The organism is Clavibacter michiganensis subsp. tessellarius (assembly GCF_021922985.1).
Lineage (GTDB): Bacteria > Actinomycetota > Actinomycetes > Actinomycetales > Microbacteriaceae > Clavibacter > Clavibacter tessellarius.
Map to the genome: position 1 here is coordinate 1,300,514 of NZ_CP040788.1, position 13,230 is coordinate 1,313,743.

12 protein-coding genes are annotated in these 13,230 nt (G+C 75.6%); 8 read left to right on the plus strand and 4 right to left on the minus strand.

What is annotated here, in order from left to right; genetic code table 11:
- Positions 1-3 precede the first annotated feature (3 nt).
- The 3 genes from FGG90_RS05930 to FGG90_RS05940 form a co-directional block, all read right to left on the minus strand.
- Positions 4-1,569, minus strand: a complete 1,566-nt coding sequence (locus tag FGG90_RS05930) for an amidohydrolase (protein ID WP_094129292.1) — start codon at positions 1,567-1,569, stop codon at positions 4-6.
- Positions 1,566-2,306 carry an FMN-binding negative transcriptional regulator gene (locus FGG90_RS05935; protein ID WP_237583532.1) on the minus strand — a complete coding sequence of 247 codons (741 nt, stop codon included), beginning with the start codon at positions 2,304-2,306 and terminating at the stop codon, positions 1,566-1,568. Before FGG90_RS05935 ends, FGG90_RS05930 begins: the two co-directional genes overlap by 4 nt.
- A 124-nt stretch (positions 2,307-2,430) precedes the next feature.
- Positions 2,431-4,158 carry an AMP-binding protein gene (locus FGG90_RS05940; protein WP_094129289.1) on the minus strand — a complete coding sequence of 576 codons (1,728 nt, stop codon included), beginning with the start codon at positions 4,156-4,158 and terminating at the stop codon, positions 2,431-2,433.
- Between the two features lie 124 nt (positions 4,159-4,282).
- Between FGG90_RS05940 and FGG90_RS05945 the strand changes: the two genes are divergently transcribed.
- Complete coding sequence (locus FGG90_RS05945) at positions 4,283-5,119, plus strand: alpha/beta fold hydrolase (protein ID WP_094129286.1); 837 nt, start codon at positions 4,283-4,285, stop codon at positions 5,117-5,119.
- Between the two features lie 41 nt (positions 5,120-5,160).
- On the opposite strand, the gene FGG90_RS05950 is transcribed toward FGG90_RS05945, so the two are convergent.
- Positions 5,161-5,508 carry a LysR family transcriptional regulator gene (locus FGG90_RS05950; RefSeq protein ID WP_094129283.1) on the minus strand — a complete coding sequence of 116 codons (348 nt, stop codon included), beginning with the start codon at positions 5,506-5,508 and terminating at the stop codon, positions 5,161-5,163.
- A gap of 117 nt (positions 5,509-5,625) precedes the next feature.
- Here FGG90_RS05950 and FGG90_RS05955 point away from each other — a divergent pair, with 117 nt between their 5' ends.
- From FGG90_RS05955 to FGG90_RS05985, 7 genes are all read left to right on the plus strand, one after another.
- Positions 5,626-6,243, plus strand: coding sequence for a (deoxy)nucleoside triphosphate pyrophosphohydrolase (locus FGG90_RS05955; protein WP_094129280.1), 618 nt, complete (start codon positions 5,626-5,628; stop codon positions 6,241-6,243).
- 187 nt (positions 6,244-6,430) lie between these two features.
- A complete protein-coding gene (locus tag FGG90_RS05960; protein WP_094129277.1) occupies positions 6,431-7,327 on the plus strand; it encodes a dienelactone hydrolase family protein in 897 nt (298 codons plus the stop codon).
- 240 nt (positions 7,328-7,567) lie between these two features.
- Positions 7,568-9,004, plus strand: a complete 1,437-nt coding sequence (locus tag FGG90_RS05965; protein ID WP_237583533.1) for a threonine/serine exporter family protein — start codon at positions 7,568-7,570, stop codon at positions 9,002-9,004.
- A gap of 72 nt (positions 9,005-9,076) precedes the next feature.
- The gene (locus FGG90_RS05970) at positions 9,077-9,754 is read left to right on the plus strand and encodes a response regulator transcription factor (protein ID WP_094129272.1); all 678 of its coding nucleotides are present in this window, start codon (positions 9,077-9,079) and stop codon (positions 9,752-9,754) included.
- 28 nt (positions 9,755-9,782) lie between these two features.
- Positions 9,783-11,117 carry a sensor histidine kinase gene (locus tag FGG90_RS05975; RefSeq protein ID WP_337249881.1) on the plus strand — a complete coding sequence of 445 codons (1,335 nt, stop codon included), beginning with the start codon at positions 9,783-9,785 and terminating at the stop codon, positions 11,115-11,117.
- A gap of 82 nt (positions 11,118-11,199) precedes the next feature.
- Complete coding sequence (locus FGG90_RS05980; RefSeq protein WP_094129266.1) at positions 11,200-11,823, plus strand: PepSY domain-containing protein; 624 nt, start codon at positions 11,200-11,202, stop codon at positions 11,821-11,823.
- 165 nt (positions 11,824-11,988) lie between these two features.
- A complete protein-coding gene (locus tag FGG90_RS05985) occupies positions 11,989-13,224 on the plus strand; it encodes an amidohydrolase (protein WP_094129263.1) in 1,236 nt (411 codons plus the stop codon).
- Positions 13,225-13,230: the final 6 nt, after the last annotated feature.

Below are 13,230 nucleotides of genomic sequence, written 5' to 3' on the forward strand. Positions count from 1 at the left end.
CCGTCAGCCGCCGAGCGTGTCGTGCGTGAACCGGCCGCCGAGCAGGGTGGCGGACACGCGCATGGCGCGGAGGTCGTCGGCGGTGGTGGCGTCGGCGAGCGGATCCGCGTCCACGACCGCGAGGTCGGCCCGCTCCCCCGCCGCCACGCGCGTGCGTACGGACGCGTCGAGCGCGGCCGCCCGGTCGATCGCCTGCTCGGGGTGCCACGGCGCCCGGCCGTCGCGCGCCCGGCCGACGGCGGCGCTCATCGTGGCCCACGGATCCAGCGGCGCGACGGGCGCGTCGGAGCCGAGCGCGAGGCGCGTGCCCGCCGCGCGGAGGTCGGCGAGCGCGAAGGCGCGGCCCGTGCGGCCGGCCCAGTAGACGTCGGCGACGTCGCGGTCGTCCATCGCGTGCTCGGGCTGCACGCTCGCGACCACGCCGAGCGCGGCGAACCGCGCGACGTCCTCGTGCGTGAGCAGCTGCGCGTGCTCGATGGATCCGGCGAGCCCCTCCGCGTCGCGGTGCGCGCCCCGGAGCTCCCGGTCGAGGTGCGCGAACGCGTCGAGCGCCAGGCGGTTGGCGTGGTCGCCGATGGCGTGGATCGCGGGCCGGAGCCCCTGGCGGGCCGCGCGCAGCATCAGGCCGCGCAACTCCTCGGGCGGGACGGAGAGCGTGCCGCAGGCGCCGCCGTGCGCGTCGCCGCCCTGGCCGTCGAGGTCGGGGTACGGGTCGAAGCAGTACGCGGTGCGGGTGTTGAGGGATCCGTCGGTGACGACCTTCGCGGGCCCCACGCGCACGAGCCCGCCGGTGCCCTCGAGCAGGTCGCCCGTGCGGAGGCCCGCGTCGCGGGCCCGGTCGAGGTCCTGCGGCCAGATGCCGAGCTCGACGCGGAGCGCGTCGTGCCCGAGGGCGGCCAGGCGGCGCCAGCGAGCCGGGTTCCAGTCGATCTCGAGGTCGACCACGCCGACCACCCCGCGGCGGGCGGCGTCCCGGGCGACCTCGACGGCGCGGGCGTCGAGCGCGGACGCGTCGCCCTCCTCCACGCGGTACATGAAGTCGAAGCAGTCGTCCTCGCGCAGGAGGCCGGTCGGGTGGTCGCCGTAGCCGTGCGGGGCGAGCGCGGCGGAGCTCGCCCAGCAGCAGTGCAGGTCGCCGCTGACGAGCAGGACCGGGGTGTCGCCCGCGACCGCGTCGAGGAGGTCCTTCGTGGGGAGGTCGGGCCAGAGGCCGTCGCGGAAGCCGTAGCCGACGAGCGCCTCGGGTGCGTGACCTGCGCCGGTCACCGCGCCGGAGGACGCGGCGTCGCGCGCGGCGAGCGCGTCCCGGACGAGCGCGACGGCCTCCGCGGCCGACGCGACGCGGGAGAGGTCGAGGCGGCGGGACACCTTGGTCCACTGGGTGAAGTGCACGTGGTGGTCCCAGAGGCCCGGGATCACGAACCGGCCGTCGAGCGCGCGGGTCTCGACGCCCGCGGCGTCGGCGGATCCGGCGGGGCCGACGGACGCGATCACGCCGTCGCGCACGAGCACGTCGACGGGCGCGGCGGATCCGGGCAGGCGTCCGCCCGCGAGCAGCAGCGCGGTCACTCGGGGCGCTCCGCCGTCGCGGCCGGGGTCGGGGCGGCGTCCGCGGCGGCGTCGGCGTCTGCGTCGGCGGTCGAGGCGTCAGCGGCCGGGGCGTCGGCGGCGCGCGCCTGCGCCCGGCGCATCTCCGCGGCGAGCGCCGGGTTCGGGTACTCCGCGCCGTGCTCCAGCTCGTGGAGCACGCGCTCGACGACGTGCGGCGGCTTGTTCTGGCTGAGCTTGGCCTTGGCGACGAACCGGGTGGCGACGAGCCGCAGGCCGACGGTGCCGGCGCTGATCCGGGCGGAGTACGCGGCGTCGGCGACCGTGCCCGCCATGCGGCGCGGCTCGGGCATGCGGTCCTCGAAGCGGTCCACCAGCTGCTCGAGCACCCGCAGGTTCTCCTCGGGCGAGAGGATCTCGACGCGGCAGGTCAGGTGCGCGCTGACGTGGTTCCAGGTGGGCACGGCGGGGTCGGCGTCGTACCAGCCGGGCGACACGTAGCCGTGCGGGCCCTGCACGAGGACGAGGACCTCGCCGTCGGCGCCGTCCCGCTGGCCGAGCTCGTGGATCCGCTCGTCGGGGCGCCCCACGTGGGTGAGGAGCGTGAGGTCGTCGCGGTCGGGATCCAGCAGCACCGGGTAGTGCGAGGCGACGAGCCCGGCGCCCGTGCCGCTGACGATCGTGGCCCACGGGTTCTCGTCCACGAGGCGGCGGATCTCGGCGACGTCCTCGAGCGCGAAGGACGGGTTCTCCCTCACCGGGCGGCCCGCCGCGGCTCGAGGGCGGGCGGGGACGCGAGGGGCATGACGGGATGCTACCGGCCGCCGGGCGCCGCTCCCGTCACCGGCGCCGGCCCGGCCGACCCGTGCGTCCGACGCCGGATCAGCGCGCCCGCAGCCCCGGGAACTGGTCGTCGCGCCACTCCCCGTCGAGCCGCTCCCCCGCGTCGGCGGCCGCGACCTCGCGCTGCCGCAGCTCGACCCGGCGGATCTTCCCCGAGGCGGTCTTCGGCAGCTCCCCGAACTCCACGCGTCGCACGCGCATGAACGCCGGGCACCGCTCGCGCGCGTGCTTCAGCACGGCGAACGCGGTCTCCTCGTCGGGCTCCCACCCGGCGGCGAGGTGCACGTACGCCTTCGCGACGTTGAGCCGCACGGGATCCGGCGCGCCCACGACCGCGGCCTCCGCGACGGCCGGGTGCTCGATCAGGACGCTCTCGACCTCGAACGGCGAGATCTTGTAGTCCGAGGACTTGAAGATGTCGTCGGTGCGGCCGATGAAGGTGATGGTCCCGTCGGGGTCGCGCCGGGCGACGTCGCCCGTGTGGAAGAGCCCGTCGCGCATCGCCTCCGCGGTGCGCTCCTCGTCGCCGAGGTAGCCGGCCATGAGGTTCACGGGCCGGGTGGCGAGGTCGAGGCAGATCTCGCCCTCGTCGGCGCGGTCGCCCGTGACGGGATCCACGAGCACGAGGTCGACGCCCGGCAGCGGCGTGCCCATCGAGCCCGGCACGACGGGGGCGCCGGGCGGGTTCGCGACGATGGCGGTGGTCTCGGTCTGGCCGTAGCCGTCGCGGATCACGAGCCCCCACCACTCCTCGATGCGCGCGATGACCTCGGGGTTGAGCGGCTCGCCCGCCGACATGATCTCGCGGAGCCTCCCCGGCCGCTCGCGGATCCCGGCCTGGATGAGCATCCGCCACACGGTCGGCGGCGCGCAGAACGTCGTGACCTCCGCGCGGTCGAGCTGCTCCACGAGCGCGTGCGCGTCGAAGCGCGCGTAGTCGTGCACGAACACGGTGGCCTCCGCGATCCACGGCGCGAAGAAGCAGCTCCACGCGTGCTTGCCCCAGCCGGGCGAGCTGATGGCGAGGTGCACGTCGCCGGGCCGCAGCCCCAGCCAGTACGTGGTCGAGAGGTGCCCGACGGGGTACGAGACGTGCGTGTGCACGACCATCTTCGGCTTGCTCGTGGTGCCGGAGGTGAAGTACACGAGCGCCGGATCCGTGGACGCGACGGCCACGCCCACGGGCTCGGCCGCTGCGTGGTCGGCGTCGCGGTAGTCGGTCCAGCCGGCCGCCGTAGGCGCGCCGTCGGACGCGCCGTCGGGCGCGCCGATCGCGATGCGCAGGAAGCCGCCCGGCACCTCGTCGAGCACGTCGGCGTGCGCGGCGTCGGCGATGACGGCGCGCACGCCCGCGCGCTCGACGCGGTCGGCGAGGTCCGCGGATCCGAGCACGGTGGAGGTGGGCAGGATCACGGCGCCCGCCTTCATGATCGCGAGCATCGACTCCCACAGCTCCACCCGGTTGCCGAGCATGAGCATGACGTGGTCGCCCTTCCGCACCCCGAGGCCGACGAGCCAGGTCGCGACCCGGTCGGAGCGCGTCGCCATCTCGTCGAAGGTGACGCTGCGCTCGGATCCGTCGCCGGCCACGACGCGCAGCGCCACCCGGTCGTTCCCGCGCGCGATCCCATCGAACCAGTCGACCGCCCAGTTGAAGGACTCCCCCACGTCCGGCCAGCGGAAGCGCGCCGCCGCGCCTGTCCGGTCGGTGCGCATCTCCTGCAGGAGGTCACGGGCGGCGCGGTAGAAGGAGTTGGCTTCGGTCATGGGTCCATCCTGCTGCCCGCGCCCCGGTGCGCGCCGCAGGCGATCCGGAGACCGCACCGCTCCGCGGACGGCTCCGAAGCATTTCAGTAGTGCACGAACTCATGAATGAGGGAAGGACGATCGCATGACCGAGATCACCGCCCACCACGGGCTCCTGAAGGACACGAACCTGCACGTCGACGACACCGGCGGCTCCGGCCGCCCCGTGGTCCTGATCCACGGCTGGCCCCTGTCCGGCGAGTCGTGGAAGAAGCAGGTGCCCGCGTTCGAGGCCGCCGGCTACCGCGTCATCACCTACGACCGCCGTGGCTTCGGCCGCAGCGACAAGCCGCTCACGGGCTACGACTACGACACGTTCGCGTCGGACCTCGACGCCGTGCTCACCGAGCTCGACCTCCGCGACGTGACCCTGGTCGGGTTCTCGATGGGCGGCGGCGAGATCGCCCGCTACATCGGCACCCGCGGCGAGGAGCGCCTGCACAGCGTGGTCTTCGCGTCCGCCGTGCCGCCGTACCTGGAGAAGACCGACGACAACCCGGACGGCCCGCTCACGAAGGACGCCGCCGCCGAGATGACCGCCGGCCTCACCAAGGACGAGGACTCCTTCTACGACGAGTTCACGACCGGGTTCTTCTCGGCGAACGGCGTGCTCAAGGTCACCGAGGCGGAGCGCCAGGAGGCGATCGCCCTCGCGCACCAGTCGAAGAAGCACGCGGCGCTCGCGTCGATGGCCGCGTTCGCGACCACGGACTTCCGCGACGACCTCACCAAGGTCACGGTGCCGACTCTCGTCATCCACGGCGACAGCGACGCGACCGTGCCGTTCGAGGGATCCGGCGAGCGCACGCACCAGGCCATCGCCGGCTCCGAGCTGCACGTCGTGGAGGACGCCCCGCACGGCGTCACGGTCAGCCACCCCGAGGAGTGGAACCAGGCCGTGCTGGAGTTCCTGAAGAAGTAGGACGCACCACCGCTCGCGCAGGGGCGTCGATCCGATCCGGGTCAGCGCCCCTGCGTGCGCTTGTAGGGCTTCGGCTGGCCCTTGACCACGGGCGCGCGGCCCTGGCCCTTGGACGCCTTCGCCTTGCCACCCGCGGGCGGCCGCGGCGGCTCGGGCGGGGTCGACGGCTTCGCGAGCTCCTCGAGCGCCTCCTCGTAGGCGAGGCGGCCGGCCTTGGTCAGGCGCGTCTCGGTGGCCTGCGGGTCGAAGACGGACTTGCCGTAGTGCTCCTCGACCGCGCGGATGGAGGAGGCGAGCTTCGCGCGCGAGATGCCGAGCTGATCCGCCGCCTTCGGGTGGTGCAGCACCTCGGCCGCGACCACGAAGTGACGCTGGTGGCTGATCTTCACGTGCGTGAGCCTCTCGTCGCGGCGGACGCCGGACCCCCACGGTACAGGGCGGGTGCCGCCGCCCGGGGCGCGGCCGGTAGCGTCGACGCGGGCGGACGACCCGGACGGAGGCGCGGCATGGCGGGACTCGAGGTCGTGGCGGCCGTGCTGATCCGCGACGGGCGCGCCCTCGCCTGCCGCCGCGCGCCGCACACGTCGGGCGCCGGCACGTGGGAGTTCCCGGGCGGCAAGGTCCAGCCGGGCGAGGCGCCGCGGGCGGCGCTCGCGCGCGAGATCCGCGAGGAGCTCGGGATCGACGTGACGGTCGGCGCGCTCGTCGACCGCTCCGAGGTCCCCGTGGGCGACCGCGTGATCGACCTCGCCTGCTACCTCGTGGGTCCGGTCGGCGACATGCCCGCCGCGAGCACCGACCACGACGAGCTCCGCTGGGTGCCGCTCGCGGACCTCGGCGGGCTCGACTGGTCGGCGCCGGACCTGCCCGCCGTGCGGCGGCTCGTGCTGCAGGCGCGGCATCCGCACGCCGACTGGGTCATCGACGTCGGGGCGGCGCGGCCGGTCCCGGATCCGGAGCGGGACCGGCACGCGGCGCGCCTCGCCGAGCTCTCCGCCGGCCACGCGGACGCCGGCGCGCTCCGGTCCGGCGTGCGCGCGGCCCACGCGGCGGGCCTCGACGAGCACCGCATCGCGGTCGCCGCGCGGCTGTCACTCGCGGACGTGCGCGCGCGCCTCGGCTGACGGGTCCTCTCGACGCGGGACGGCGGACGGCACGCGCGCGTGAGGCGCATCCCGGTGCCGCGCGCGGATCCTCAACAGCCGGCGGCGCTGGGGAGAGCGGCGGCGCCCGACTGCCCAGACACCCGTAACGTCTCGCCGCACCCTGCGGCGCTCGCCGCCGGGCCCCTCACGAACAGAGAGATGACCCATGTCCGTCATGTCCTCCGCCCTGCGCCGACCCGCCGCGGTCGCCGCCCTCGCGCTCGTCGCGACGCTGGCGATCCCGACCGCCGCGCAGGCGTCCGCGCCCGTCCACCACCCGGCCCCCAGCACCGCCCGTCACCACCACGCGCCGTTCGCCGTGCGCACCACGGTCGTCCCGAAGAAGTCCGTGAAGGCCTTCGGCGGCGGCGTCCTCTACGAGCCCCAGGACACCGGCAAGCCCGTCCTCGGCGCCGTCGTCATCACGCCCGGCTTCACGGACACCAGCGCCGACGAGAAGGAGTACGCGGAGCTCGTCGCCTCGCAGGGCTTCGTCGCGTTCGCGATCGACACGCTCGACGTCGGCGACGTCCCCGCCGACCGGGCCACCCAGATGCTCGCGGCCGTCGACTGGCTCACGGGCTCGAGCCCGGTGAAGCACGAGGTCTCGCCCGACCGCGTCGGCCTCCTGGCCTTCTCGTTCGGCGGCGGCGGCGCGATGCAGGCGGCGCAGTCGCGCCCGTCCATCAAGGCCGTGGTGGCCATGATGCCGTTCGACGGGCCGCCGGAGGACGACCCGAAGGCGACGACCCCGGAGTACCCGAAGCTGACGTCCCCGACCCTCGTCATCACGGGCCAGAAGGACGACATCGCCGTCCCGAAGGACTACGGCAAGCCCGCCTACGACTCCATCCCCGCCGGCACGCCCAAGCAGTACCTGGAGCTGACGGGCCTCGGCCACGGCGCCGGCGAGCACGTGCCGGCCGGCACGATCCGCGTCGCCGTCACGGCGTACCTCAAGCGCTACCTCGACGACAACCACGAGTACACGAAGTTCATCTGCCCGGCGCCGAAGGCCACCGGCCCCATCAGCGCGTCGGACAGCTCCTGCCCGACGGGCTGATCCGTCCGCTCGTCCCGCGCGGCGTCCGACCTCCCGGTCGGGCGCCGCGCCCGCGTCCGGGATCCGGGTCGTAGGGTATGGACGATCCACCATCCGCCCCCGCCTCGCGCGGGCCGGCAACCGAACGGAGCGCTGATCGCGCTGAGCACCACCCCGCCCGCGGATCCGCGCCGCCCCCGCCGGGACCCCGGCGCCGCGCGTCCGCCGCGCCAGCGCCGCCGCCGCGTCAACCCGCAGGAGATGCGCGACGTCCGCGCGCGCCTCCGCGGCACCATCTACGAGGGCACCGAGCCCGCCCACGGCCGCCTCGGCGACCTCTACTCCCCGCGCCAGATCGTCGACTTCTGCCTCGACCTCGGCGAGGTGATGCTCGCCTCCGGCGCCGACGTGCGCGCGGTCGAGATCGCCATCGTCGCCGTGAGCACGAAGTGGAACCTGGCGCCGCTGGAGCTCGACATCACGGGCACGGCCATCACCATCCAGTACGCGCCGCACGAGGGACCGCCGCTCGTGAAGCTGCGCGTGGTCACGGCCGAGGGCAGCGACCTCCACCGGCTGTCGCTCGTGTACCAGATCGTCGACGAGCTCCTCCACGACGACCGGGACATGACGAGCGCCGTCGACGGCCTCGTCGAGGTGCTCAAGTCGCCGCCGCGCTGGCCGTCGTGGATCACCGACGCGGCCATGGGCCTCTTCGGCGTCTCCGTCTCGCTGCAGGCCGGCGGCTCGCTCGCGGGCGCGATCGGCGCGTTCCTCCTGATGATCGGCTCGATGGTGCTCGGCCGGCAGCTCGCGCGCCGCGGCATCCCGCCGTTCTTCGTGGTGGCCGTGCAGTCGGCCGCCGTCGCCGCGGTCGGCACGCTCGCCATCTGGTCGGGCGTCATGCCGGCCGGCAGCGCGGCCGCGATGGTCGCGGCGGTGGTGGTGCTGATCCTCCCCCACGTCACGATCGTCACGTGGGCGCAGGACGCCATCTCGGGGTTCCGGGCCATGGCGCTGTCGCGGGCGATGATCATCGTGCTCATCGTCGCGGGCATCGCCGTCGGCATCCCGGGCGGCCTCGCGCTCACGGCGGGCGTCGACATCGAGGTGGACCCCACCGACATCACGCTCCGCTCCCTGCCCTTCTGGATGCTGCTCATCACCACGTTCTTCGCGGCCGGCGCGACCGGCATCACGCAGGGCGCCAACGCGCGCGTGATGCCCGTGGCCATCGCCGTCGCGCTCGTGGGCACGGCCTCGCTCTACGTCCTCAAGGCCGCGGGCGTGCCGCTGCTCGCCGCGACCTTCCTCGTCGCGACGCTGCTCGGCGCGCTCGGGACGGTGGTCGCGGCGCGCCTGCGCGTGTCGGCCACGGCGATCGCGGTGCCCGCCTTCTGCGGGTCGTTGCTGCCGTCGCTCGCGGTCGCCTCGGCGCTGCTCAACTCGATGGCCGGCACCTCCGGCGCGACGGGCGCGTTCGTCGGCGCGATGGCGACGACCCTCGCGATCGGCGCGGGCCTCGTGCTCGGCAGCCTCCTCGCGACACCGCAGGCGCGCCGGCACCTCCGCCGCCGCTCGAAGCGCGTGGTCGTGCAGTCGGTGCGGCTGGACACGACGCCCATCGGCATCATCCGGGACCCCGCGCTCCTGGATCCGCCGCAGCGGCCGGCGGGCGGCGGCGTCGACCTCGGCTGAGGCCCGGCGGCGCACGCCGCGGCCGCGCACGCCGCGGGCGCGTCCGGCGCGCGCGTCTGGCACGGTGGTGGGGTGAGGATCCTCGTGGTGGACGACGAGCGGCGGCTGGCCGACGGCATCCGGCGCGGGCTGCAGGCCGAGGGGTTCGCGGTCGACGTGGCGCACGACGGGGTCGACGGCCTGTGGTGGGCCCGCGAGAACCGCTACGACGCGATCCTCCTCGACCTGATGATGCCCGGCATGAGCGGCTGGGCCGTCTGCCGCACGCTCCGCGAGGAGGGCGTCTGGACGCCCGTCCTCGTCCTCACCGCCAAGGACGGCGAGTGGGACGAGGTCGAGGCGCTCGAGGCGGGCGCCGACGACTTCGTCACCAAGCCGTTCGCGTTCCCCGTGCTGGTGGCCCGGATCCGCGCCCTCGTCCGCCGCGGCGCCCCGGCGCGGCCGGTCGCGCACCGCATCGGCGACCTCGTCGTGGACCCGGGCCCGCGGCGGGCCTCGCGCGGCGGCGAGGAGATCGAGCTGACGAGCCGCGAGTTCGCGGTCCTGGAGTTCCTCGCGCGGAACGCCGGCCGCGTCGTGTCCAAGCGCGAGGTGGTGGCGAACGTGTGGGACGACGACTTCGACGGCGACCCCTCCATCGTCGAGGTGTACGTCGCGCACCTCCGCCGGAAGCTCGACCGGCCGTACGGCACGGCGACCATCGAGACGGTGCGGGGCGCGGGCTACCTGATGGGCGGATCCGATGCGTGAGCCGGCCCGTCGGCGCCGGTCCCTGCGCGTGCGGGCCACCACCGCGGTCGCGGTCCTCGCGCTCCTGCTCGGGGTCCTCGGCGCGGTCGCGTTCGCGCTGCTGCTCCGCGGATCGCTCGAGGACGGCGTGCGCGACGCCGCGGACCGGACGCTCGAGACGGTCGCCGACGCGGTCGCGGCCGGCGGACCGCAGGCCGTGACCGACCTCGGCGACGACGACCTCGTGCAGGTGCTCGACGGCGACGGCCGGGTGATCGCGCACGGCGAGGACGCGGACGGCCCGCCGCTGTACGACGGCGAGCGGGCCGACGACGTGGTCGTCGACGGGGAGCGACGGCTGGTGGTCGCGGGCGACGTGGAGGCCGCGGGCGACGTGACCGTGGTCGTCGCCGCGTCGCTCGAGGACGCCGACGAGGCCGTGGCCGCGGTCGTGCGCCTGCTCGCCGTGGCCGTGCCGCTGGTCGTCGCGCTCGTGGCGCTGCTGGCGTGGGTGGTCGTGGGGCGCGCGCTCCGGCCCGTGGAGCGGATCCGCCGCGACGCCGAGGCGATCGGGTCCTCCCCCGGCGACGCGCGAGCCGACGGGCGCGGCGACGCTCGCGTGCACGCCCGCGTCGACGAGCCCGGCACCGGCGACGAGGTCGACCGCCTCGCGCGCACCCTCAACGGCATGCTCGCCCGGCTCGACGCCGCCCGGACGGCGCAGCGGCGCTTCGTCTCCGACGCGTCGCACGAGCTGCGCTCCCCGCTCGCGACCGTGCGGCAGCACGCCGAGCTCGCCCGCATCCACCCCGACCGCACGAGCCTCGCCGAGCTCGCCGACGTGGTGCTCGCGGAGGGCGCGCGGCAGGAGGAGCTCGTCGACGCGCTCCTCGTGCTCAGCCGCCTCGACGAGGGCGCCGGGCTCGACGCCCGGCCGGTGGACCTCGACGACGTGGCGCTGGAGGAGGTGGCGCGGCTGCGGGGGCGGGCGGACGTGCGGGTCGACGGATCCGGCATCCGGGCCGCCCGCGTCACCGGCGACGCGCGCCTCCTCGCGCTCGCGGTGCGCAACCTCGCGGAGAACGCCGCCCGGCACGCGGCGTCGACCGTCGCCGTCTCCACCGCGGCGACGGACGACGGCGTCGTGCTCGCGGTCGACGACGACGGGCGCGGGATCCCGGCCGCCGAGCGCGAGCGCGTGCTCGACCGGTTCGTGCGCCTCGACGAGGGCCGCGACCGGGACTCCGGCGGATCCGGGCTCGGCCTCGCCATCGTGCGCGCGGTCGCGGAGGCGCACGGCGGATCCGCGCGCGTGGAGGAGGCGCCGGGCGGCGGCGCGCGCGTGGTGCTGCGGCTGCCGGCCGCCCCGGACGACGCCGGCTGACGACGGCCGACGACGGCCGACGGCCGACCTCGCCGGGCGCCGCTTAGGGTCCGATTAAGGTGCCCCCGGGCAGGGTGGCCGCATGACCACGCACACGACATCGACCCCCGTCCGCCGCGCCGCCCTGGCGCTCGCCCTCCCGCTCCTCGGCGGCATCGCCCTCGCCGGCTGCTCCGCCGGATCCGCCCCCGCGTCCGCCCCGGGCACCGCCCCGTCCGCCGCCTCCGCCGCCCCGACCGCGGGTGCCGGCACCGACGGCACCGGGCAGGCCCCGGCCGACGGCGCGCTCGCCGCGGCCGTCGACACCGCGATCGCCGCCGTCCCCGGCAGCGAGCTGGTGTCGGTCGACCAGGAGGCGGGCGGCACGTCGTGGGAGGTCGTCGTCGCCGAGCAGGACGGCCGCGAGCACGAGGTGCACACGGGAGCCGACGGATCCGCGGTCACGGCGGGCCCCGTCACCGACGCGGACGACGCCGACGACCTCGCCGACACGGCGGCGCTCCTCCGCGGCGCCAGCGTCGGCCACGCGGACGCGGCCTCCGCCATGACGGGCGCCGTCGCGGGCACCGTCACCGAGCTCGCCCTCGACGAGGACGGCGGCCGGATCCTCTGGGAGGGCGACGTCGTGGACGCCTCGGGCGTCACGCACTCGGTGCGCGTCGACGCGGCCTCGGGCGAGGTCGTCGACCGGTCCGTCGAGGACTGACGGCCCGCGCGGGCGCCCGACGCGGCCCGCACCGGACGCAGCGACCGGCGGGACGACGACGGAGCGCACCCCCGCACCGCCCGCCGCGGGCGCTCCCGAGGCCGGGCATAGCCTGGAGCGAGAGGTCCCCATGAGGGACGCGACCCACTCCCGAGGAGGATCCCCATGGACGTGCACCCCGGCGTCACCCTGCTGGACGACGACGTGCGCGACGCGCACGAGCTGTTCCGCTCGCTGCACGCGCACCCCGAGCTGTCGATGCAGGAGCACGCGACCGCCGCGGCGATCGAGGCGTACCTGGAGGCGATCGGCGCCGAGACGAGCCGCTGCGGCGGCACCGGCGTGGTCGGGATCCTCCGCAACGGCGACGGTCCCGTGGTCGCGTTCCGCGCCGACACCGACGGCCTCCCCATCCTCGAGGAGACGGGCCTCGCGCACGCGAGCCGCGACACGGGCATCGACCCGTCGGGGAAGGAGGTGCCGACGATGCACGGCTGCGGCCACGACTTCCACGTCGCCGCCGCGCTCACCACCGCCCAGGCGCTCGCCGCGAACCGCGACGCGTGGGCCGGCACGATCGTCTTCGTCTTCCAGCCCGGCGAGGAGACCGGCGAGGGCGCCCGCGCGATGCTCGCCGACGGCCTCTGGGAGAGGGCGCCGCGCCCCGAGGTGATCCTCGGCCAGCACGTCTTCCCGCTCCCCGTCGGCATGGTCGCCACGCGCGAGGGCGCGTTCATGAGCATGAGCGACTCCTGGCGCGTCACCGTGCGGGGCCGCGGCGCGCACGGCTCGCAGCCGCAGAACTCCATCGACCCGATCGTCGCCGCCAGCGCCATCGTGCTCCGCCTGCAGACCGTGGTCGCGCGCGAGATCGACCCGCAGGCCGCGGCCGTCGTGACCGTCGGCACGTTCCAGGCGGGCACGAAGGAGAACATCATCCCCGAGCACGCGGTGCTCGGCCTCAGCATCCGGACCTTCGACCCGGCCGTGCGCGAGCGCGTGCTGGCGTCGGTGCGGCGGATCATCCTCGCGGAGGCGGCCGCGAGCGGCGCCCCGGAGCCCGAGATCGAGGAGATCGTGTCGTTCCCGCTCAACCTCAACGACCCGGAGGCGACCCGCGGCGTCGTCGCGGCGCTCACCGCGCAGCTCGGCGAGGACATGGTGAGGGAGTCGCCGCCCATCATGGGCAGCGAGGACTTCGGGATCCTCGGGGAGGCCATCGGCGTGCCCACCGTCTACTGGGCGTTCGGCGGCGTGGAGCCCGAGGCGTTCGGCGGGGCGACCCCGCCGCCCGGCAACCACACGCCGCAGTTCGCGCCCACCATGGCCGGCACGATCGAGACGGGCGTCAAGGCGGCGACGGCCGCGCTGCTCTCGCGCGTCGGCGTGGCCCGCGCGTAGGGTCGA

What these genes read in the sequence shown, in the direction of transcription:
- FGG90_RS05940 (WP_094129289.1), bottom strand. Translation starts at nt 4,158, where the DNA reads ATGACCGAAGCCAACTCCTTCTACCGCGCCGCCCGTGACCTCCTGCAG.
- FGG90_RS05945 (WP_094129286.1), top strand. Translation starts at nt 4,283, where the DNA reads ATGACCGAGATCACCGCCCACCACGGGCTCCTGAAGGACACGAACCTG.
- FGG90_RS05955 (WP_094129280.1), top strand. Translation starts at nt 5,626, where the DNA reads ATGGCGGGACTCGAGGTCGTGGCGGCCGTGCTGATCCGCGACGGGCGC.
- FGG90_RS05960 (WP_094129277.1), top strand. Translation starts at nt 6,431, where the DNA reads ATGTCCGTCATGTCCTCCGCCCTGCGCCGACCCGCCGCGGTCGCCGCC.
- FGG90_RS05965 (WP_237583533.1), top strand. Translation starts at nt 7,568, where the DNA reads ATGCGCGACGTCCGCGCGCGCCTCCGCGGCACCATCTACGAGGGCACC.
- FGG90_RS05980 (WP_094129266.1), top strand. Translation starts at nt 11,200, where the DNA reads ATGACCACGCACACGACATCGACCCCCGTCCGCCGCGCCGCCCTGGCG.
- FGG90_RS05985 (WP_094129263.1), top strand. Translation starts at nt 11,989, where the DNA reads ATGGACGTGCACCCCGGCGTCACCCTGCTGGACGACGACGTGCGCGAC.